Raw genomic sequence first — 20474 nt, 5'->3', positions numbered from 1 at the left:
CTCTTTGCCTGTTGACGTAATTTATTCAAAGAATTACATTTACGGCGAAACACTTTTGGCGTCCTGCCGTCTCAATCTTCCGCCCTGTCCCTTGCCGCTAAAGTAGGTCCGTCATGTCCAAGCGCCCCGCCGCCCTGATCTTTATTCTCATCACCGCACTGATCGACATCATGGGCATCGGGCTGATCATTCCGGTTCTGCCGGGGCTGGTCAAGCAACTGGCCGGGTCCGAGGCGGCGGGGGCGCGCGACATCGGGTTGCTGACGGCGGCCTACGCGGTGATGCAGTTCATCTTCGCGCCGATCCTGGGCACCCTGAGTGACCGCTATGGGCGGCGGCCCGTGCTGCTGCTGAGCCTGCTGGGCGTGTCGCTGGATTACCTGCTGCTGTACTTTGCGCCCAGCCTGTGGTGGCTGCTGATTGGCCGCCTGATCGCCGGGGTCACCGGGGCCAGCCTGACGGTGGCGAACGCCTACATCGCCGACGTGACGCCGCCCGCTGACCGCGCCAAGAATTTTGGTCTGCTGGGGGCCACCTTTGGCGTGGGCTTCATCCTGGGACCCGCGCTGGGCGGCCTGCTGGGCGAGTACGGGTTGCGGGTGCCGTTCCTGGCGGCGGCGGCTTTAAGCGGCCTGAACCTGCTGTACGGCTTCTTCGTGCTGCCCGAATCGCTGCCCGCCTCGGCGCGGGGCAAGAAGCTCAACCGCCGCGACCTGAATCCCTTCACGCCATTAAAGGCGCTGGGCGATTACGCGCTGCTGCGGAGCCTGGCGCTGACCTTCGTGCTGCTGGGGCTGGCCGGGCAGGTCATCTTCAGCACCTGGGTGCTGTACACCGAGGGCGTGCTGAGCTGGACCCCGCTGCAAAACGGCGTGGCGCTGGCCTTCTTCGGCCTGCTGACGGCGGTGGTGCAGGGCGGACTGATCGGCATAGCGATCAGGAAACTGGGCGAGCGGCGGACCATCCTGCTGGGCCTGGCGCTGTCCACCGCCGAATTCCTGATCCTGAGCGTGGCGCGCAGTTCGCCGGTGCTGTACGCCTCGCTGGTGGTGGGCGCGGGCGGGGGCCTGGCACAGCCCGCCATCCAGGGCCTGATCAGCCGCCAGGTCAGCGAGACCGAGCAGGGCCGCGTGCAGGGCGCGATCACCAGCCTGGGCAGTCTGGTGGGCGTGGTGGGGCCGGTTGTCGCCACCGCCGTCTTCGCCTACTTCAACGGCGGCGGCGCGTCCATGCGCGTGCCGGGGGCGGCCTTCGTCATGGGGGCCGCGTTCTCGCTGGCGGGCCTGTTCATGATCTGGACGGTGCTGCGCCGCACGCCGGAGGAGCCAGTGCTGGGCGGCGTGGGGGACTGAGCCTGTGTGGGCGCTCACCTCCCAGCCCTCAATGTCTCCTGCCGCGCATGAAGGGAGCATGCCCACCGCTCTTGTGTACGGGCGGCCCGGCTGCGACAGACTGGCCGCTATGTGGCTGGAAGTGGTGGAACTGGGCTGGGTGAAACTGGACTGGACCGCAGTGGACATTGAGATGCGGCGGACACTGAGATGAGACTGATCCTGATGGGCGTGTCCGGCAGCGGCAAGACCACGCTGGGCCAGGCGCTGGCCGCCCGCACCGGCTGGCCGTTTCTGGACGGCGACGACTTCCATACGCCGGGGGCGCGGGCAAAGATGGCCGCCGGGCTGGGCCTCAGCGACGGGGACCGCCAGCCCTGGCTGCTGCGCCTGCGGTCTGAGCTGCTGGCCCACCCACAGATGATCGTAGCCTGTTCCTCGTTGTGCCACAGCCACCGCGACGTGCTGCGCGTGCCAGAGACGCGGTTCATCTTTCTGGACGTGCCGCCGGGACTGCTGCTCGCGCGCCTGAGCGAGCGTGATGGACATTACGCCCACGCCGATCTGCTGCCCTCGCAGTTGCAGACGCTGGAGCCGCCCGCCCGCAACGAGGCCGACGTGCTGACCCTGCACGTCACGCCGCAGGATTCGCCCACCCAACTAGCACGGCTCACGCTGTCGGCCCTGGGGATTTCCCATGCCCGCTAAGGCCGCCAAAAAGGCGTTCGGCGGAGGCCGCAAACCCTCGGAGCGCCCCAGCAAGATCTGCCCGGTGTGCGGCTTGCCCTTTGCCTGGCGCAAGAAATGGGAGCGCGACTGGGACAGCGTCAAATACTGTTCGGATCGGTGTCGGGCGGCGGCGAAGGGGGTGTCGTGACCCAGATTCCCCGTCCTGCTTACGGCCTGGTCTGCATGACCGTGGGGCCGGAGGTCCGCTTCCGCACCGTGACCCTCAGCCGCTACCGGGCGCTGTCGCCGGAAGGGCGCGAGGCCAAGCTGCTGGACCTGTATACCGACAACATCGCCAGATTGCGCGGGGCCGCCGACTTCTGCGCGGCGCGCGGCATCCGGCTGTACCGCATGAGCGCCAGCCTCTTTCCCATGCTGGACCTGATCGGCGACGACACCGGCGACGCCGTGCTGACCTCGCTGTCTGCCCAGTTGCGGCGGGCGGGCGCGGCCTTTGTCGAGCGCGGCATTCGCGTGCTGATGCACCCCGAACAGTTCGTCGTCCTGAACAGCGACAGCCCCGACGTGCGCGTCCGCAGCGTCCACGCCCTGAACTCGCACGCCCGCGTGATGGACGGTCTGGGCCTGGAGCGCAGCCCCTGGAATTTGCTGCTGCTGCACGGCGGCAAGGGGGGCCGCGCCGCCGAGTTGCAGGCGGTCATTCCCGACCTGCCCGACGCCGCCCGCCTGCGCCTGGGCCTGGAAAACGACGAGTACGCTTACGGCCCCGCCGACTTGCTGCCGGTCTGCGAAGGGGCGGGCGTGCCGCTGGTCTACGATGGCCACCACCACGTTATTCACGGCAAACTCTCCGATCAGGACGACCCCGCCGTGCGCGAGTGGGTGCTTAAAGCACGCGCCACCTGGACCCCGCCCGACTGGCAGGTGGTCCACCTGTCCAACGGCATCGAGGGGCCGCAGGACCGCCGCCACAGCCACCTGATCACGCACCTGCCCGCCGCCTTCGCCGATGTGGGGTGGATCGAGGTGGAGGCCAAGGGGAAAGAGCAGGCGGTGGGGGAGCTGGCAGACCGTCTGAAGGCCTGACCGTCTAACCGTAAAAGGCAGCGCGTCATTCGTGGCGGCTGAACCGTCTGACTGCTCGGCGGTCTGACTCTTTGACGGCGCAGCCACCTGACGCGCTAGCCTACGCGGCGTGAACGTCGTCGTCTTCGATCTGGAAACCACGGGCCTCTCGCCGGAACGGGACGCGGTGGTGGAAATCGGCGCGGTGCGGGTGGTGGATGGCCGCATCGAGGAAGCGCAGAAATACGAGACGCTGGTGCGTCCGGTGGGTGAATTCGGCCAGCCGCTGCTGATTCCCTGGCGCGTGGAGCGGATTCACGGCATCAGCAACGAGATGGTCCGCCACGCCCCCAGCATGACCGAGGTGCTGCCCGAATTTCTGGAGTTCGTGGGCGATTCGGCGGTGGTGGCGCACAACATCGGCTTCGACAGCGGCTTCATGCGCGCCAACGCCAGGCGTCATGGCCTGGTCTGGAAACCGGCGGCGGAACACTGCACCGTGCAGCTCTCGCGCCGCGCCTTTCCCCGTGAACGCGCCCACAACCTGAGCGTGCTGGCCGAGAGATTGGGCCTGAACTTCGCCCCCGGCGGACGTCACCGCAGTTACGGCGACGTGCAGGTGACGGCGCAGGCGTATCTGCGGCTGCTGGAACTGTTGCGGGTGGAGGCGTAGGGCAGAGGGAAACCTGCGCCCCCTTCTGGCCTACTGCGGGGCCAGCACCAGTCCCAGCCCCACGTCCAGCCTGTCCACGCCCGCGATCAGCGGCTTGCGGGTGGCGCTGCCTTTCAATGCAGTTTCCACCGTGTTGCGGGTCAGATCGCCCGACTCGATCAGCGACTGGAACCACAGCGCCGCCACCCCGGCCACATGCGGCGCCGCCATGCTGGTGCCGCTGTACTGGACTAGCCCGCCGCCCAGTTTGGCCGAGGTGACATTTACGCCGGGGCCGCTGAGGGTTGCGCCCGTATTGGAAAACGGCGCGACGGTTAACCCCTGACCTGGTGCCTTGTCCTTCCCCAGCCCCACCGCCGCCACCGAGATGAAGCCGTCCGAAGTGGCCGGGGGCGCGACTCCCACCTCCCAGTCGGGGCTTTGCTGACGGCGGCTCTCGTTGCCGGAGGCGGCGATCAGCAGCGTGGGCGTGGTGTCGCCGCCGTAGCTGCGGGCGTAGGCGGCCAGCGCGCCGAACAGGTCCAGGTTGGCGCGGTAATCCAGCAGCGCCTGCGAGGTGGCCAGTTCGGCGGGCAGTCCGCGCCTGACCAGTTCGGCCACCAGGCCCGGAAAGTCCATGCCCAGCGACATGCTGACCACATGCGCGCCCTCCTGCACGGCCCAGGCCAGCGCCCGCGCAATGCCCTCGCTGCTGCCGCTGCCGTCCGCGCCCAGCACCCGCCCGATCAGCGCGCGTTCCACGCCGGGGGCCACGCCGATGCGCTGGCCCGCAACGTCGCGTCCGAAAATGGTTCCGGCGCAGTGGGTGCCGTGGCCTTGGGCGTCCACGCCGCCCTCAGCATCACCGCTCTCCAGCGTGAAGTCGCGCCGCACCAGATTCACGCCCGCGAAGGCCGGATGCTCTGGGTCGATGCCGGTATCCAGAATGGCCACCGTGACCCCTTTGCCGTTCTGCGGGCTGGTGTCGGCTTTCACGGCCTGCACGCCCCAGGTGGGACCCGTCGCCGTGCTGCTGGCCTCCGAGCGGCGCACCGGGCGAATCAGGCGCATGGGAATGCTGGGTGCGGCCAGATGCACGCCTTGTTCCCGAAGCAGCTCGGGCAACTCGCGGTGATCGAGCGTTTCTACTCCCAGGGTCATCCGGGGCGCGGCGGACGCTCCGGCCCGCGCGCCGGCACGCGGCGGAAGTGCGCTGTTCTCCTCGGCCCGGACGCTGCCCTGATGGCTGATGTTCTGTCGCAACACGATGAAGCGGTCTTTTTTCATGCCTGGCCCCCCGGACCTGCGCAACGCGGCCTGACCTTCATTTTAGACCTAGAAACCAGATTCTGTCATGAGCTGATTGAGGACAGGGATTCTGTTGATGGCGAAGCCAGTGGACAGATCAGACGCTCAGTTTCACTCACTTCTGTCCCGCCACCCCGCGCGGCACGAACACAATCGCGTTTGGCACCGGGCGGCTCCAGACGGTGTTCAGGTACGCGCCCAGGCCTGCGTAGCCGCCCTGGAGGTAAGCGGTGGCGCTGCTGCCGCTGTCCATCCGCACGGCGTCGCGCACGCCAGCCCCGGCTAGGGCGGCGGCAAACGCCTCGGGGGTGCCGTACTCGAAATAGGCGATGGTGGGCTGGCCGCCCAGCGTGCCCAGCGCGGATTGCCGGGTGGGCCGCCAGATGTTGGCGGCGGTGTTGAAGCCCTCGCGCGCTGGGTTGATGGCGACTTTGCCGCCCTGCACCAGCAGCGGCCCGGCGCTCAGGGCGTCCACGGCGTTCTCCCACGGGGCGTCGCTGGCCTGCCAGTTCAGCGTGACGCTCAGGGCCGCGCCCGCCGCACCGGGCAACGCTGGGAAACGCGCCGGATCGAAGGTGAAGGCCAGCGTGCGGGCGGGCGCGGTGAACTGCCCGGTCAGGGCGCGCGTGACAGTGGCGCTGCCCAGAGCCACCAGCAGGGTGGTCAGGCCAGTGCCGCCCACCGACGTTCTGCCGTCGCCCACGAAGGCGGTCAGCAGCGCGGCGTTGGGCGCGGCGCGCACGCTGTTCACGGTCACGCTGCCGAACGGCCCGCTGAGCACGTAGCGCGGGCGCGGGTAGCCGAACAGCGCCTCGCCCCCCGCTGTGAAGCCCACGGTGGCGCGTTTTTCCAGGCTGGCCGCCGTCATCAGGCCGCCCACCGCCACCAGATCCACCGGCAGGCTGCTGGCCGGATCGAAGTACCCGCCGTTGATTCCGGCTACCCCGCCCACCGATTTCACCAGGTCCAGCACCGCCAGGGACCGCCCCAGCGGCGCGCTGACCACGCGCGGCTGGAACAGCGCCGGATCGAAGCTGAGCAGGTGCAGCACCCCCTTGTTGCGGTAGCTCACCCCGGCAGGCAGGGCGTCGGGGTTGATCGGCGGCGGCACGCTGGAATCGGTATAGGTGGTGGTGTCGATCACCACCCGGAAGGGGTCCTCCAGCGTGAAGATCTCGCTGCGCCCGCCGCCGGTGGTCAGCCGCACCGCTGCGCCCTCCCCGGTCTGGGCCAGCGTCAGGGTGTCGCCGCCCGGCAGCGTCTGCTGGCTGCCCGTGACGCTCACGCCCGGCAGGAACACGCCCAGCCCGCCCGCCTCGCGCGAGACCACCTGCGGGGCCGGGGCGCTCAGGTCCAGCACCACCCGCTGCACCTCCACCGTGCGGTACAGCGTCCGGCTGACGCGCACGGTGTCCAGATTCGCCACGCGTGACACGCTCAGGCTGGGAATCAGCGGCGGAGGCGTCGGCGCGGGCAGCGTCGGGATGGGTTGAAGGGTAGGCAGCGCGGCGGGCGCGGCCAGCGGAGCAACCGGCGTCAGTGGCGGCGCTGCTGGGGCAGACGCTGGGGAGGGCGTCGGCGGCTGTGCGGGGGTGGCAGCAGGGGAGAGCGCCGCGTTAGGAGCTGTGGAGTTCGGGGCTGTGGAGTTCGGGGCTGCGGCGCTCTCCTCCGAGGGCGGCAGTGTCACCGTCGGCACGCTGGCCGGTGTGGCAAATCCCAGCAGAGCGGGTGTGCTGGTCAGCACCCGCACGCCCAGCAGCTCCAGCGCCCGCAGCGGCACATGCAGGCTGCCGCCCTCGGTTGCGGGGGCGGAGAGTGGCCCGGATAGCGTGAAGCCCAGCGCCCGCCAGCCCTGGCCCGGCGCGTAACGCAGTTCCCGCCGTCCCAGCAGGAGGCGCAGGTCCAGCGGATCGTTGCGGACCGACACGCCCAGCCGCGGCAGGGTCCACACCGCCAGCATCTCGGTGCCGCCCAGCAGCCTGGAATCCACCCCGGCACTCTGCCGGACGCCGCCGATGGCCGTAGGCCGCGCCTCCGCCTTTCCGGCCAGCAGGCCCGCCCCGGTCAGCAACCATAAGCCCAGGGTCCGCGCCCGCCTTTTGTTCCCCATGTTCTGCCCGAACTTCACGCGGCGGAGTCTAGCGTCTGGGCGCGTGACCGGGTGCCCGGGAGCGCAGGCCGATGGCGCATGTTCGCAGGCCGTCCCCAGCGCCGTCAGGTGAGCGGCGTCAGGTTCCTGTGCTGCCCTCTGTTCATACTGCACCCATGACCGGACCCTCATTCGCGCCGCACGGGGACGCCTGCGCCCGCGTTGACGCGCACATTCGGGAGCTATTGGTGGACCGCCAGGGCTTCGCGCTGTCTCATAAAGCCGCGCTGTGGGCACCCCGCCCGCCCGCGCTGGACATCCTCAGCGAACATGTTCACCAGGGCGAGAACGGCACCCGGTCCGTGGAATCGGTGGGCGACTGTGCGCTGCTGGCGCTGATCTTCGACGCCAGCGTGCCGCTGGGCCAGGTCAAGGTCCAGGCCAGGCAGATGGTGGCGCTGCTGGCCACCATTCTGGACAAACTCAGGGCCGTTCCTGAAGTTCAGCCCGGCGGCGGCCTCGGCGCGGTGGCCACGGCCCGGCCTGACGATCTGCCGGGTGAGGCCCCCCGCCCGGCTGAGCCTTTCCTTCCCCTCCCCTGAATCTGCCCACAGGAGGCACCAGCGCATGAGCACCATCAACTTCGCCGCCCGTGAAATCAACTGCAAGATCGTGTACTACGGCCCTGGCATGAGCGGCAAAACCACCAATCTCAAGCAGGTCTTTGCCAAGGTTCCCGGCCACCTGCGCGGCGAGATGGTTTCGCTGGCCACCGAGGACGAGCGCACCCTGTTCTTCGATTTTCTGCCGCTGGACCTGGGCAGTGTGCAGGGCTTCAAGACCCGTTTTCACCTGTACACCGTACCGGGCCAGGTCTTTTACAACGCCAGCCGCAAGCTGATCCTGCGCGGCGTGGACGGCATTGTCTTCGTGGCCGACAGCGCGCCGGGCCGCCTGCGCGCCAACGCCGAGAGCATGCGCAACCTGCGCGAGAACCTGGCCGAACATGGCATCAATGTGCGCGAGGTGCCGGTCGTCTTGCAGGTCAACAAACGCGACTTGCCCGACGCCCTGCCCACCAGCATGATCCGCGCGGTGATCGATCCTAGGGGCGAGCTGCAACTGTTCGAGGCGACGTCTGACAAAGGTGTGGGCGTGTTCGAAACCCTGAAAACGGTCAGCCGTCTGGTGCTGGAACGGCTGCCACAGCCGAAGTAAACCAGGAATGAACCAGAGCCGGAGATGTGGACATGCTCCCCGGATTCCTGGTTCTGGCGTTGTCAGTACTGCTTAACCCCTCCGCCCCTTGGGGGAGCTGGCGGCAAAGCAGACTGGGGGGGTTCGCCTTCCAGCTTAACCCTCCTTCAGCCCCGCAGCGCCGCGTCTGCCTCCAGCAGCAGCGCCTCGGTCTCATTCCAGCCCACGCAGGCATCGGTGACGCTGACGCCGCGTTTCAGGTCTGCGGGATCGGCGGGGACGCTTTGCTTGCCGGCTTCCAGATTGCTTTCCAGCATCAGGCCCCGGATGGCGTTCTGGCCGCCCAGGCGCTGCTGCACCACGTCGCGCCAGATCAGGCCCTGACGGCGGTAGTCGCTGCCGCTGTTGGCGTGAGAGCAGTCCACCATCACCGCTTCTGCCAGGCCCGCCGCCGCCATCAGGTCCGCGCCTTCTCTGACGAATTGCGGGGCGTAGTTCGGTCCGTTGCGGCCCCCGCGCAGGATCAGGTGGCCGGAGGGGTTGCCCTGCGTCTGCACGATGCACGCTTGCCCGTCGTCGTCCACGGTAAAAAAGACGTGTGGGTGCGCGGCGGCCACCATCGCGTCCACCGCCAGCTTGAGGCCGCCCCCCGTGCCGTTCTTGAACCCCATCGGGGCGCTCACGGCACTCGCCATGACCCGGTGGGTCTGGGATTCGGTGGTGCGCGCCCCCAGGCAGGCCCAGGCCACGGCGTCGAACAGGTACTGCGGCGCGAAGGGGTCCAGTAGCTCGGTGGCCACCGGCAGGCCCAGCTCGCCCACCTCCAGCATCAGGCGGCGGGTCAGGGCCAGGCCCCGGCCCACGTCGTTTGCACCGGTCATGTCGGGGTCCATCAGAAAGCCGCGCCAGCCCACCGTCGTGCGCGGCTTGTCCACGTAAACGCGCATCTGGACTTCCAGCGTTCCGGCCACCCGCTCCCGCAACGCGGCCAGACGGCGGGCGTACTCCAGCGCCGCGCCAGAGTCGTGGACGCTGCACGGCCCCACCACCACCAGCAGGCGGCTGTCCTCACCGCGCAAAATGGCCTGCGCCGCCTGACGGCCCGCCAGCACGGTGCGCTCGGCCCCCCCGCTCAGCGGCAGCGCCGTCTTGAGTTCGCGCGGCGTGGGCAGCGGTGTGTAGCTGGACACATTCAGATTCTCGGTGCGACTGGGCGCGGGCGTCTGCGTTTCGGGACTGGAGAGTTCAACTTCGGTGGACTGTGTCATGGCGGTTCTCCTTTGGGGGCGGACAAAAAACGCCGCCCGGTGGCCTCTTGGGGCGTCTACCGGGCGGTAAGAAGGTGAGAACAGCGCGAATCTAGGCCCGGTGAAAACGGAACCCATAAAAAAACGCGGCGCTGGAGTGCATGGGGGCAAGTGTAAAGGGGGAGGGGAGAAGTTGCGGGCGGGTGGTCTAGGCGGGGCTGGAAAGTGCCCGGTGAAAGGCGAACCCCTCTCCTCCGAAGCTTTGCAAGCCAGTCAACTCCCCCCAAAGGGAGTCGGTAAAGCGCTGCTGGCCGTCCCACCCCTCTTGCCTCCCTTCCAAGAGGAGGTCGCTGGAGGAGGGAAGGGGTTTAACCGTGGGAGCCACCCCTCCAAGCGGCTAGGCGAGGAGGTTAAAAGAGACGGGCAACTCCACAACCCCACCGCGCCTCACCCCGCCCCGGTGTAACCCTCGGCCATGCTTCATTCGCGCGAGTGTGATTTGATGGAAGGCGCATGATGGCCTTCCTTTTCACCGCTCAAGCTCACCTGTGACCCTCGCCGTCCTGCTGCCCCTGCTCATGGCTGCCGTGTGCGCGCTGCTGGCCCGTCCGCTGGGCCGCCGCACCGGATACCTGGCCGCCCTGGGCTTTGCGCCCGCGCTGCTCCTGGCCGTGCCGCTGGCCGGAAACAGTGTGGGAGTCGGCGGCACCCCGCTGGTACAGGTCACGAATTGGGTGCCGGAGCTGGGGCTGGAATTTGCCTTCCGGGGCGACGGCTTCTCGCTGCTGTTCGCGGTCCTCATTGGCGTGATCGGGGCGCTGGCCACGCTGTACTCGGTGGCCTACCTGTCGGAGCGCGAACGCTTCGGGCGCTTCTACCCGTTTCTGCTGCTGTTCGGCGGCTCGATGCTGGGCCTGGTCCTCAGCGACAACATGATCGCCCTGTTCGCCTTCTGGGAGATGACCAGCGTGACCAGTTTTTTGCTGATCGGGTTGTGGCACACCCGCAGCGAGGCGCGCGACGGGGCCATCAAGGCGTTTCTGGTCAGCGCCCTGGGCGGGCTGGGGCTGCTGGCGGCGGTGGCGCTGCTCTCCATCGCCGGGGACAGCACCAGCCTTTCAGGGCTGGATTTAGACGCGGTGCGGGCCTCGCCGCTGTTCGTTCCGGCGCTGCTGCTCACGCTGCTGGCGGCGTTTACCAAGAGCGCGCAACTGCCCTTCCACCTGTGGCTGCCCACCGCGATGGAAGCGCCCACGCCCGTCTCGGCCTTCCTGCACTCGGCCACGATGGTCAAGGCAGGGGTGGTGCTGGTGGCAAAATTTGGGCTGATCTTTGGCACGAGCGCGCTGTGGGGCGGCGTCATCGTGCCGCTGGGCCTGGCGACGATGTTCTGGGGATCGTGGCGGGCGCTGAAACAGACGGACCTCAAGGCGCTGCTGGCCTATTCCACCGTGTCGCAACTGGGCCTGCTGATGGCGCTGTACGGGCTGGCCGATGCGGAGGGCCGCTTTGCCGCCACCGCCCATCTGCTCAATCACGCGGCCTTCAAGGCGGCGCTGTTCTTCGTGGTGGGCATCATCGACCACGAGATGGGGACGCGCGAAACGTTCCGGCTATCGGGGCTGCGGCGCAAGTTGCCGCTGACCTTTGCGGTGGCCCTGCTCGCCACCCTGAGCATGGCCGGGCTGCCGCCGCTGGGGGGCTTTATCTCCAAGGAGCTGTTCTACGAGGCGATGTTGCACGCTGGCCCCGGATTTATCGCCGTGGCCGTGATCGGCAGCGCCCTGACGCTGGCCTACTGCGCGCGGCTGATCGGCATTTTCTTCGGTGACTTCCAGGCCCCGGAAGACGACGGCGGACAGCTTTTGAAGCCCCAGATTCACGAGGCTGGCCCTGGCCTGCTGCTGCCGCCCGCACTGCTGGCCGGGGCCGCGCTGCTGTTCGGCCTTCTGCCCGCCAGCGCCGAGTGGCTGACCCGCCGGGCCGGGGCGGCGCTGGACTTTGCGGGCCACGGGGGACACCTGTATCTGTGGCACGGCGTGACGCCCGCGCTGCTGCTGACCCTGCTGACCTGGGGGCTGGCGGCGCTGCTGGTGTGGCAGGCGGCGCGGGTGTATTTCCTTCAGGTGCATCTGGAATTGCCGATCAGCTCCAACCGGATCTACCGGGGGGTGCTGGACGGCCTGAATACCCTGGCCTCGCGCGTGATCGCCGGGACGCAGGGGCTGGCGCTGCCGGACCAGCTCCGCATCACGCTGGCCGCTGCCGGGGTGATGGGCGGCTACGCGGTGTGGCGCGCGCCGCAGGTGTTCCAGCCGCTGGAGCCGCTGCCGCTGAGCACGCTGCCCATCGCCGTGCTGCTGGTGGCGGGGGCGCTGGGCGTGCTGCTGTCGCGCAACCGCCTGACTGCCGTCATTCTGACCGGCCTGACCGGCTTCGGCAGCGCCGCCGCCTTCCTGACCATGCGCGCCCCCGATCTGGCGCTCACGCAACTGCTGATCGAGGCTATTACCGTGATCCTGTTCCTGCTGGTCTTCCGTTACTTGCCGGGCTTCCGCAGCCTGCCGCGCAGCCGGGTGCGGCGGGTGATCGACGTGGGGCTGGCCGGGGCGGCGGGCATCGGGACCACGCTGCTGATCCTGGCCAGCCTGCGCTTTCTGTCGCCGCCGATCTCGCCGTATTACCTGGAAAACGCCTACAAGGGCGGCGGCGGCAAGAACGTGGTCAACGTGATTCTGGTGGATTTCCGGGGCTTCGATACCCTGGGCGAGATCATGGTGGTGGGCATGGTGGCGCTGGCGGTGGGCAGCCTGGTCAGGCTGGGCCGCCGGGGACAGGCCCGCAGTGAGACCGACACCGTGCCGGGAACACCGGACCTTCAGACGCTGGATCTTCAGCAGAGGCGGTCATGAGTCCCAGACGCGCCGCGAAGAGGGCGGTGAAGGCGGTTGCGGATCGGCCCCAGCCGGGTGACCTGCTGATCAACGATCCGATCCTTAAAACCATCAGCCGGGCGGCCTTCGCGTTGGTGATGCTGTTCGCGCTGCTGTTGCTGTGGCGCGGCCACAATGCTCCCGGCGGCGGCTTCATCGCGGGCCTGATGACGGTGGGCGCGCTGATCCTGCACCGCATCGCCAACGGCGACAGCGCCCTGCGTTTGGACCCCGTGAAGTTCATTCCCTGGGGCCTGGCCCTCTCGTTGACCACCGGCCTGGTCCCGTACCTGCTGGGCCGCTCCTTCCTCAAGTCCGATTACGGGTACATTACCACCGCGCTGACCGGTGAATTCGAGTGGGCCACCGCCCTGCTGTTCGATCTGGGCGTGTATCTGGTGGTGGTGGGTGCGGGGTTGTCTCTGGCCTACGCCCTGATTGAAGTTGAGCCGACGGAACTGGTGGAGGGGGACAGGTGAGGCTTAAGAACTTGAGATTATTAGCCTCCAGACAGGCCATAACCCGGACAGGTTGCTGGGACTTTTCGCACAGACCTCTGGAGACCAAGTAATGGAAACCCTCTTCGCCGTGCTGATCGGCCTCCTCGTGGCGGCGGGCGTCTTTTTGCTGCTGTCACGAACCATTATTCGGGTGGTGCTGGGGCTGGCCTTTATCGCCTACGGGGTCAACCTGGCCATCCTGACCGTGGCCGGGCTGCGGCAGGAGTCGCCGCCCCTGCTAACGCTGGAGGGGCCGTACGTGGACCCGCTGCCGCAGGCGCTGGTGCTGACCGCCATCGTGATCGGTTTTGGGACCACCGCGCTGCTGTTGACGGTGGCGCTGCGGGCCTATCAGGTGGCCGGGCATGACGACGTGGCGGCCTTCGGCGACAATCTGGCCCGCGATCCCGACGCCCCGGACGGCCAGCACGCCGATCCCGAACACCTCAGCCCGGATATGCCGGAAGCGGAAGACGCCGATGAGACTGACATCCAGATGGCCGAGCTTGAGCGCCTGCGGAGGATCACCCGGTGAATCCTGAAGTGGGCGAGGTCATCACCTCCGCCCTGCCCCTCGCGCCGATCCTGACGCCGCTGGGGCTGGGATTGCTGCTGCTGCTGCCGCTGCGGCGGGGGTGGCGGGTGGGGCTGGCCCTGGCCTCGGCGCTGCTGACCCTGATCTTTGCGCTGCTGCTGATGAACGCAACCCTGGGCGGTGTGCTGGTCAGCGAGCTGGGCGGCTGGAAAGCGCCGTTCGGCATCGTGATGGCCGCCGACCGCCTGGGATCGTTCATGAGCGCGCTGGCCGCGCTGTGCGGCGTGTTCACCGTCTGGCTGATGGCCGCGCAGCCGGACCCGGTGCGCGAGCGGCATCACTCGTTCGCGCTGACCTCGTTTCTGTTCGCGGGCGTGCAACTCTCCTTTTTGACCGGCGATCTGTTCAACCTGTTCGTGGCCTTTGAGGTGATGCTGGTGGCCAGCTACGCCCTGGCGGTGCTGGGGTCCACCCGCGAGCAACTGCGCGAGGGCTTCCGCTACATCGTCATGAACCTGTCGGCCTCGGCGCTGCTGGTGGTGGCCTGCGGGCTGGCCTATGGCACGCTGGGCACGCTGAATTTCGCGCATCTGGCGCAGCGCAGCGCCGCGCTGGGACCAAACACCACCGTCACCGCCGTGGGTGTGCTGCTGCTGATCGTGTTCGCCGCCAAGGGCGCGCTGTTTCCGCTGGGTTTCTGGCTGCCCGGCACCTATCCGGCGGTGCCGCACGCCACGGGCGCATTTTTTGCGGCGGTGCTGACCAAGGTGGGGCTGTACGCCCTGATCCGCGTGTTCACCACCGTCTTTGGCCAGGACCCGCAACTGCCCGACACGCTGCTGCTGGTGCTGGGGGCCGTGACCATGCTGTACGGCGCACTGGGCGCGCTCAGCCAGCGCGAGTGGCGGCGCATCCTGTCGTTCACGGTGGTGGGTTCGGTGGGTTACCTGGCCTTTGGGCTGGGCCTGGATTCGCCGGACGCGCTGCGGGGCAGCCTGGCGTATCTGGCGGTCAGCGTCGTGGTGACCTTGGCGATGTTTTTAATTGCCGCCGTGGCTGAGCGCGCCAGCGGAATGCGGCTGGTGCGGGCGCGCGGCTTTATCGAGTTCCTGCCGCTGCTGGCCGCCTGTTTCCTGCTGTGCGCCCTGACGGTGGCGGGTCTGCCCCCCAGCGCGGGCTTCGTCGCCAAATACGCCCTGATCCGCGCCGGGCTGGAGGGCGGCACCGTGCTGGCCGGAATTGCCACCGCCAGCGCCCTGATCAGCAGTTTTATCACGCTGTACGCGCTGCTGCGGGTCTGGAGCAGCTTTTTCTGGGGCCGTCACCCGCAGGGCGAGCCGGTGCGCCGCGTGCGCTGGCCCGAACGCCTGCCCGCCTACCTGGCCTCGGCGCTGGTGGTGGCGCTGGCGGTCTTTGCCGGGCCGCTGCTGGGGTACGCCCGCGCCACCGCCGACGAGCTGGGCAGCAACGGCTATTACATCCTGGGGGTGATGGGCGAGGGACCGCTGAATCTCCCCGCCCGCCCCAAGGGCGACGACGTGCAGGAACCGGAGGACGGGCCGTGAGGGGGTTCAGGGTGAATGGCCGAGAGCTGAATGGCCCTGGCAACGTGTTTGGGGTTGGAGCCTGCCTGGTGGCCTCCCCTCCCCGGCCCTCCCTTGCGGGGAGAAAAGCGGTGAACAACTTCAGGCCCCTCAGCCTCTCTGACCTTCTTGCCTCAGACCTTCAGAGGCCCCGTCCATGAGGGGCCTGTCCCTCAACATCCTGCTCGCCATCGTGTGGACGCTGTTCGTGGGCGAGTTCAGCCTGAGAGAGCTGGCGATTGGCGTGCTGCTGGGCTTTGCCATCCTGAGCATCTTTCCGCTGTCGCTGGGAACGGGAGGCTATGTGCGGCGCACCCTGGCGCTGGTCCGCTTCGGCCTGTTTTTCGTCCGTGAATTAACGGTGGCAAACGTTCAGGTGGCGCTGTGGGCCTTGCTTCCGCACCCGCCGCTGCATCCCATGATCATCGCTTACCCCCTGCGCCTGCGCGGTGACAACGCCCAGACGGTGCTGGCCGCCACCATCACGCTGATGCCCGGCTCGGTGGCGATGGGGTTCAACCCCGAACGCACCGTGCTGTATGCCCACACCATCGGCCTGGGCACCGTCCCTGAGGCCCGCGCCAGCCTGAAAAAAGTGGAGGACGCCCTGCTGCCGCTATACGGTCAGGGTGCTGTTCAATCTGGCCCACTGGAGGACACCGCATGATCATCAACCTGGCCCTGGGCATCGTCACGCTGTCGGTTCTGCTGGTCACGGTGCGCGTGCTGCGCGGCCCCAGTTGGGGCGACCGGATCATGGCCTTTGACTTCCTGAGCGTCAATCTGGTGGTGCTGATCGCTTTGATCGCCGTCAAAACAAAACTGATCGTGATGCTGGACGCCGCCCTGGTCCTGAGTTTGCTGGGCTTTCTCAGTACCGTGGCCCTGACGCGCTACCTGCTGCTGGGCCGGGTGATGCGGTGAGGAGAGGTCCGAAGGTCAAGAGGTCTGAAGGTCTGAAGGCTCAGGCCCGGCGGGGGGGCCAGCCATGAACGACTTCAACGCCGTCCGCGACATTCCCATTCTGCTGGGGGCCTTTTTCGTGCTGACGGCGGCCATCGGGCTGGTGCGCTTTCCCGATCTGTACTCGCGGCTGCACGCCAGCAGCAAGCTGATCACGCTGGGATCGGCGGGCATCTTCATCGGCGTGGGGCTGGAATTTGCCCAGACCGAGGCGCTGTCCCGGCTGGCGGCGGTGCTGCTCTTTCAGTTCCTGACCACGCCCCTGAGCGCCTATCTGATCGCCCAGGCCGCCTATCTTCGCGGGCTGAAGCCTTTGCTGGAAGGGCCGGACGAGTGGAACGCGCTGGGCAAGGCCGCGCTGCTGGATGAGCGGCTGGAGGAAACGGGGGGCGGGTAGAGGGTCAGAAAAAGCCCCCTCCGCTGGGGAGAGGACTGTCTGGACAATCGGTATTTGGCCCTACTCCGTCCCCACCCCATGCCCGTCGTCGCGCTCCTCCAGCCGAAAGCCGTGCGGCAGAAAGTCGCGCACCAGACCGCTCAGGACCTCGCCCTCGGCGTTCACGCAGACCACGCGGGCATCCGGCGCAAATTCGTACAGGACCTGACGGCACGCGCCGCATGGGCTGGCGGGCGGGGTGGACTCGGCATACACCACCAGGTCCGTGAAGGTCCGCGCCCCCGCCGTCGCCATCGCCTGCACCGCCGACTGCTCGGCGCAGCGGCCCAAGCCGTAGCTGGCGTTCTCCACGTTCGCGCCGCTGAACACCTGACCGTCTGGCGTCCGCAGGGCCGCCCCGACATGGAATTTGCTGTAGGGGGCGTAAGCCTGGGCAAAGGCGACTCTGGCGGCGGCCAGCAACTCTGCGTCCGGCGTGAGGCCCAGGGCGTTGGCGCTCAAATCAGTCTCTGCCATCGCTCGCCTCTTCCGGCAGGGCCAGGGGACCGGGGTCGGCGGCGCGCTCGGCCCGCACGCGGCTGACCCGGCGCTCGTCGGCCTCCTCGACAGTAAAGGCCCAGCCCCCGTGAACAAAGGTATAGCCGACCTCGGGAATGTCGCCAAATTGATTGGTCATGAAGCCGCCCAGGGTATCGAACTCGCCCTCGCCGTCCTCCAGGTTGCTGCCCAGGATGTCCTCAACGTCGTGAACGATCATGCCGCCGTCGATCAGGTAAACGCCCTCGCCCACCAGCACGAACAGCGGCAACTCCTCCTCGTCGGTCTCGTCGTAGATCTCGCCCACGATCTCTTCCAGGGCGTCTTCCAGCGTGACCAGGCCCGCCGTGCCGCCGAATTCGTCCACCACCACGCTCAGGTGCGACTTCTTCTCGCGCATCTTGGTCAGCAGGTCCTTGATCTTCATGCCCTCTGGAACGAAGAAGACCTTTCTCATCACATCGGAGATGGTCATGCTGTCCAGCGCGTCCAGGTGGCGCAGCACGTCGCTGCTGTGGGCGATGCCCACGATGTTGTCGGCGGTGTCCTGGTACACCGGCACGCGCGAGTAACTGTGTTCGGCGTTCAGGTCCAGCATGCGGCGCAGCGGCGAGGCCCCGTCTACCACGATCATGTCCACGCGCGGCGTCATGATCTCACGCACGGTGGTGTCGGACAGATCGAAGACGTTGTAGACCAGCTCCTTTTCGCTGTCCTCCAGCACGCCTTCCTGACTGGACGCGCCCACGATCATGCGGATTTCTTCCTCGGAATACGCAGCGTGATGCCCGGCCACGCCGCGCAGCCCAAAAAGGCGCACCACGCCGTTGCCCATCGCATTCAGCAAAATGATGGCCCACCTGAAAATGGCCGTGAAGACCAGCAGCGGGCGCGTGACCGTCATCGCCACCTGCTCGCTGCGCTGCAAGGCCCAGCTCTTGGGCGCAAGTTCGCCGAACACGATGTGCAAGATGGTGCTGATGGCAAAGGCCAGGCCAAAGGAAATGCCCCGGATCTGGCCCTCCGTGAGTGCTGTCCCCGCCAGCAGCGGCGAGACCAGATGCTCGATGGCCGGCTCGGCCACGAACCCGATCGCCAGGCTGGCCATGGTGATCCCGAGCTGCGTGGCGGCGATGTACAGGTCCAGATTCTTCAGCGCGCCCTGGGTGGCCTTGGCGGCGGCGCTGCCCTCCTCGGCCAGATGATCGATGCGGGTGCGGCGCACGCTGACCAGCGAGAATTCCGCCGCCACAAAAAAACCGTTCATGAGTACCAGGCCGACCAGCGCGATTAATCCGAGAATGTCATTCATGTATGGGCGCGCTCCGTAACCGCGCCCCGGCTCTCCGCATGGCACATGCTGCCCGCCTCCCGCTGAATGCAGAAGGGCGTCGGTGACCGGTGTCGTGCATCAATCTCTATGCTTGTCCACAGCAAAAACGCCGCCCTGGGGCGGGGTTCACCGGGCACTGGGGAAGAGCCGAAACTGGGAGGCTCCATAGCAGCGAAAAGTGTAACACACTGGCGGCGGGCCAAAGGCTTGGGCAATTCCTGATGCAGACCACCGCCCCCGCCACACCTTCGCCCACGCGCTAGCCTGCACTCCTGCATCCCACCCTCTCCCTTCCACCCCACCGGAGGTCTTCCCCATGTCCACCCCCACCCTGCCCGATACTTTCCGCGCTTTACGGGTCATTCAGGACGGCGATAGCAGCCGCGCCGAATTCCAGACCCTGTCCCTCTCCGAACTGCCAGAAGGCGAGGTCTTGATCGAGGTCTCGCACTCCAGCCTGAACTATAAAGACGGGCTGGCCGTCACCGGAAAGGGCATCCTGCGCCGGTTGCCGATGACCCCCGGCATCGATCTGGCGGGGACCGTGCTGGACGACAGCAGCGGCACCCACCAGCCCGGCGACGGGGTGATCCTGACCGGCTGGGGCATCGGCGAGCGCCAGGACGGCGGCTACGCCACGCACGCCCGCGCCAATCCCGGCTGGCTGGTGCCTCAGCCCGCAGGCACCGACGCGGAGTGGGCCATGAGCGTGGGCACGGCGGGCTTCACGGCCATGCTGGCGGTCATGGCCTTGGAGGACGCGGGCGTGCGGCCTGGTGACGGCGAGGTGCTGGTCACGGGCGCGGCGGGCGGCGTGGGCAGCACCGCCATCGCCCTGCTGAGCGCCGCCGGATTTGCGGTCACGGCCAGCACCGGACGCACCGAGGAGGAGGCGTACCTGCGTGAGCTGGGAGCGTCCAGCGTCATCGGGCGCGCCGAGCTGCCCGGCATGAAGCGTCCGCTGGAAAAGGAACGCTGGGCCGGGGTGGTGGACTGCGTGGGCGGCGAAACGCTGGCGGGCGCGTACGCGTCTACCCGCACGCATGGCGCGCTGGCGGTCTGCGGCATCGCCAGCGGAATCGAGCTGCACACCACCGTCTTCCCGCTGATCCTGCGCGGCGTCTCGCTGCTGGGGATCGATAGCGTGACCTGCCCGCAGCCCCGCCGCGAGGCTGCCTGGACGCGCCTGGCCTGCGATCTGCCCGCCTCCAGACTGGCCAGCGTGACCCAGACGCGCGGCCTGTCCGAGGTGCCTGCGCTGGCCCCGCAGATTCTGGCCGGGCAGGTACGCGGGCGGACCGTGATCGACGTGAACGGCTGAGGAAAAAGTTTCAAACTCGATACACTATTCTCTCCGTATATCAAACGATAGGTCTTTTTTAATTTGAATGCGTCAGTTTAGTGATTGGGAGAAATGATGTTAATCTGATGTCCTGTATTTATCATTGGAGCCTGAGCAAAATTTCCCTGTAGTGGGCCAGTGGCAATAAGATGCTTTTTAGAACCAGGGCCGCTATCTATGCCAAGTTCTATCAGGTCGAACACGGGATTTCCTAGAATTACAGTGTATTTTCCATCGTTGAGTAAGGACATTTCGGCGCTGTCGAAATATCTTTTGCTCTCCCATATACACGATTTACCCATCGAGCTAGCTAAACATTGACCTCCTGTTCCCTCGGGATCGACAATCATCTCACTTACAAATGTGATTGCTGCTAAAGTCGAACTATTTTTCGATTCATTCGATGCTGATTCCATCGATTTGGCTTGGTCTGGGCGAATCAAAGCGACGAAAAAAAAGCCTAATACCTGACGGCCTGACACAAAGTATGAGAAAGCGTCCCCGGTAGGGGACACTTTCTACCTGTGACAACCGAAAATGCCACCGGGGACGCGCCCCGACTTTATCAAGCCGTCCTCGCCCACCTCCAGAGTGGATTGTGGAATGACGTCCGCAACGCCCACACACTGGCCTGGATGGTCACCGGACTGCTGCTCTCCCAGTGCAGCTCCATCCCCGCCTGGCTCCCCTACATCCACTCCCGTGCCACGTTCGCGCAAAGCAGCGAACGCCGCGTTCGTCGGTGGCTGGAGAATCCAGCCATAGACCCCAC

22 protein-coding genes and 1 pseudogene are annotated in these 20474 nt (G+C 67.1%); 17 read left to right on the top strand and 6 right to left on the bottom strand.

Annotation, left to right across the window (positions count from 1 at the left end):
• The first annotated feature begins 113 nt into the window (after positions 1-113).
• The 6 genes from Q322_RS0113640 to Q322_RS0113615 all read left to right on the top strand — a co-directional run bounded on the left by Q322_RS0113640 (position 114) and on the right by Q322_RS0113615 (position 3759).
• Positions 114-1352: a TCR/Tet family MFS transporter gene (locus Q322_RS0113640; RefSeq protein WP_029478465.1), complete on the top strand. Its 1239-nt coding sequence runs from the start codon at positions 114-116 to the stop codon at positions 1350-1352.
• A 58-nt stretch (positions 1353-1410) separates the two neighbouring features.
• Positions 1411-1545 (top strand): hypothetical protein, encoded by a 135-nt coding sequence (locus Q322_RS24820; RefSeq protein ID WP_281173651.1) that lies wholly within the window; start codon positions 1411-1413, stop codon positions 1543-1545.
• Complete coding sequence (locus Q322_RS0113630; RefSeq protein WP_029478464.1) at positions 1542-2039, top strand: gluconokinase; 498 nt, start codon at positions 1542-1544, stop codon at positions 2037-2039. Before Q322_RS24820 ends, Q322_RS0113630 begins: the two co-directional genes overlap by 4 nt.
• The gene (locus tag Q322_RS22555; RefSeq protein WP_029478463.1) at positions 2029-2208 is read left to right on the top strand and encodes a DUF2256 domain-containing protein; all 180 of its coding nucleotides are present in this window, start codon (positions 2029-2031) and stop codon (positions 2206-2208) included. The genes Q322_RS0113630 and Q322_RS22555 overlap by 11 nt, the downstream gene beginning before the upstream one ends.
• A complete protein-coding gene (gene uvsE / locus Q322_RS0113620) occupies positions 2205-3107 on the top strand; it encodes a UV DNA damage repair endonuclease UvsE (protein WP_034418616.1) in 903 nt (300 codons plus the stop codon). Before Q322_RS22555 ends, uvsE begins: the two co-directional genes overlap by 4 nt.
• A gap of 109 nt (positions 3108-3216) precedes the next feature.
• A complete protein-coding gene (locus tag Q322_RS0113615; protein ID WP_029478461.1) occupies positions 3217-3759 on the top strand; it encodes a 3'-5' exonuclease in 543 nt (180 codons plus the stop codon).
• Between the two features lie 30 nt (positions 3760-3789).
• On the opposite strand, the gene Q322_RS0113610 is transcribed toward Q322_RS0113615, so the two are convergent.
• Entirely contained in the window at positions 3790-5025 is a 1236-nt protein-coding gene (locus Q322_RS0113610) for a S8 family peptidase (protein ID WP_029478460.1), read from the bottom strand.
• A 136-nt stretch (positions 5026-5161) separates the two neighbouring features.
• Positions 5162-7174, bottom strand: a complete 2013-nt coding sequence (locus tag Q322_RS0113605; protein ID WP_415831229.1) for a phosphodiester glycosidase family protein — start codon at positions 7172-7174, stop codon at positions 5162-5164.
• A gap of 137 nt (positions 7175-7311) precedes the next feature.
• Here Q322_RS0113605 and Q322_RS0113600 point away from each other — a divergent pair, with 137 nt between their 5' ends.
• On the top strand, positions 7312-7737 hold the full coding sequence (locus Q322_RS0113600) for a roadblock/LC7 domain-containing protein (protein ID WP_084147995.1): 426 nt from the start codon (positions 7312-7314) through the stop codon (positions 7735-7737).
• Between the two features lie 25 nt (positions 7738-7762).
• A complete protein-coding gene (mglA, locus tag Q322_RS0113595; protein WP_029478457.1) occupies positions 7763-8353 on the top strand; it encodes a GTPase MglA in 591 nt (196 codons plus the stop codon).
• Positions 8354-8499: 146 nt separating this feature from the next.
• On the opposite strand, the gene Q322_RS0113590 is transcribed toward mglA, so the two are convergent.
• A complete protein-coding gene (locus tag Q322_RS0113590; protein ID WP_029478456.1) occupies positions 8500-9600 on the bottom strand; it encodes a 3-deoxy-7-phosphoheptulonate synthase in 1101 nt (366 codons plus the stop codon).
• Between the two features lie 527 nt (positions 9601-10127).
• Here Q322_RS0113590 and mbhE point away from each other — a divergent pair.
• The 7 genes from mbhE (at position 10128) to mnhG (ending at position 16490) form a co-directional block, all read left to right on the top strand.
• Positions 10128-12491, top strand: coding sequence for a hydrogen gas-evolving membrane-bound hydrogenase subunit E (gene mbhE, locus Q322_RS0113585; RefSeq protein WP_051668581.1), 2364 nt, complete (start codon positions 10128-10130; stop codon positions 12489-12491).
• A complete protein-coding gene (locus Q322_RS0113580) occupies positions 12488-12991 on the top strand; it encodes an MnhB domain-containing protein (RefSeq protein WP_034418614.1) in 504 nt (167 codons plus the stop codon). Before mbhE ends, Q322_RS0113580 begins: the two co-directional genes overlap by 4 nt.
• A gap of 91 nt (positions 12992-13082) precedes the next feature.
• Positions 13083-13547 (top strand): Na+/H+ antiporter subunit C, encoded by a 465-nt coding sequence (locus Q322_RS0113575; RefSeq protein WP_051668579.1) that lies wholly within the window; start codon positions 13083-13085, stop codon positions 13545-13547.
• On the top strand, positions 13544-15112 hold the full coding sequence (locus tag Q322_RS0113570) for a proton-conducting transporter transmembrane domain-containing protein (RefSeq protein WP_245593258.1): 1569 nt from the start codon (positions 13544-13546) through the stop codon (positions 15110-15112). The genes Q322_RS0113575 and Q322_RS0113570 overlap by 4 nt, the downstream gene beginning before the upstream one ends.
• 175 nt (positions 15113-15287) lie before the next feature.
• A complete protein-coding gene (locus tag Q322_RS0113565; RefSeq protein ID WP_051668577.1) occupies positions 15288-15797 on the top strand; it encodes a Na+/H+ antiporter subunit E in 510 nt (169 codons plus the stop codon).
• Entirely contained in the window at positions 15794-16054 is a 261-nt protein-coding gene (locus tag Q322_RS0113560; protein ID WP_029478450.1) for an MrpF/PhaF family protein, read from the top strand. The genes Q322_RS0113565 and Q322_RS0113560 overlap by 4 nt, the downstream gene beginning before the upstream one ends.
• 64 nt (positions 16055-16118) lie before the next feature.
• Positions 16119-16490, top strand: a complete 372-nt coding sequence (gene mnhG, locus Q322_RS0113555; protein ID WP_029478449.1) for a monovalent cation/H(+) antiporter subunit G — start codon at positions 16119-16121, stop codon at positions 16488-16490.
• A gap of 60 nt (positions 16491-16550) precedes the next feature.
• On the opposite strand, the gene cdd is transcribed toward mnhG, so the two are convergent.
• Both cdd and Q322_RS0113545 read right to left on the bottom strand, forming a co-directional pair.
• Entirely contained in the window at positions 16551-17006 is a 456-nt protein-coding gene (cdd, locus tag Q322_RS0113550) for a cytidine deaminase (protein ID WP_029478448.1), read from the bottom strand.
• Positions 16993-18339 carry a hemolysin family protein gene (locus Q322_RS0113545; protein WP_029478447.1) on the bottom strand — a complete coding sequence of 449 codons (1347 nt, stop codon included), beginning with the start codon at positions 18337-18339 and terminating at the stop codon, positions 16993-16995. Before Q322_RS0113545 ends, cdd begins: the two co-directional genes overlap by 14 nt.
• Before the next feature lie 337 nt (positions 18340-18676).
• On the opposite strand from Q322_RS0113545, the gene Q322_RS0113540 reads away from it, so the two are divergent.
• A complete protein-coding gene (locus tag Q322_RS0113540) occupies positions 18677-19681 on the top strand; it encodes an MDR family oxidoreductase (protein ID WP_029478446.1) in 1005 nt (334 codons plus the stop codon).
• A 77-nt stretch (positions 19682-19758) separates the two neighbouring features.
• On the opposite strand, the gene Q322_RS23425 is transcribed toward Q322_RS0113540, so the two are convergent.
• Positions 19759-20184, bottom strand: a complete 426-nt coding sequence (locus Q322_RS23425) for a hypothetical protein (RefSeq protein WP_156953050.1) — start codon at positions 20182-20184, stop codon at positions 19759-19761.
• A gap of 42 nt (positions 20185-20226) precedes the next feature.
• On the opposite strand from Q322_RS23425, the pseudogene Q322_RS0113535 reads away from it, so the two are divergent.
• Positions 20227-20474 (top strand): annotated as a pseudogene (locus Q322_RS0113535) (transposase); the annotation flags it as partial.

It is taken from the genome of Deinococcus frigens DSM 12807, assembly GCF_000701425.1.
In the GTDB taxonomy this organism is placed as follows: Bacteria; Deinococcota; Deinococci; order Deinococcales; family Deinococcaceae; genus Deinococcus; species Deinococcus frigens.
This window is presented reverse-complemented; position numbering and strand designations above follow the sequence as displayed.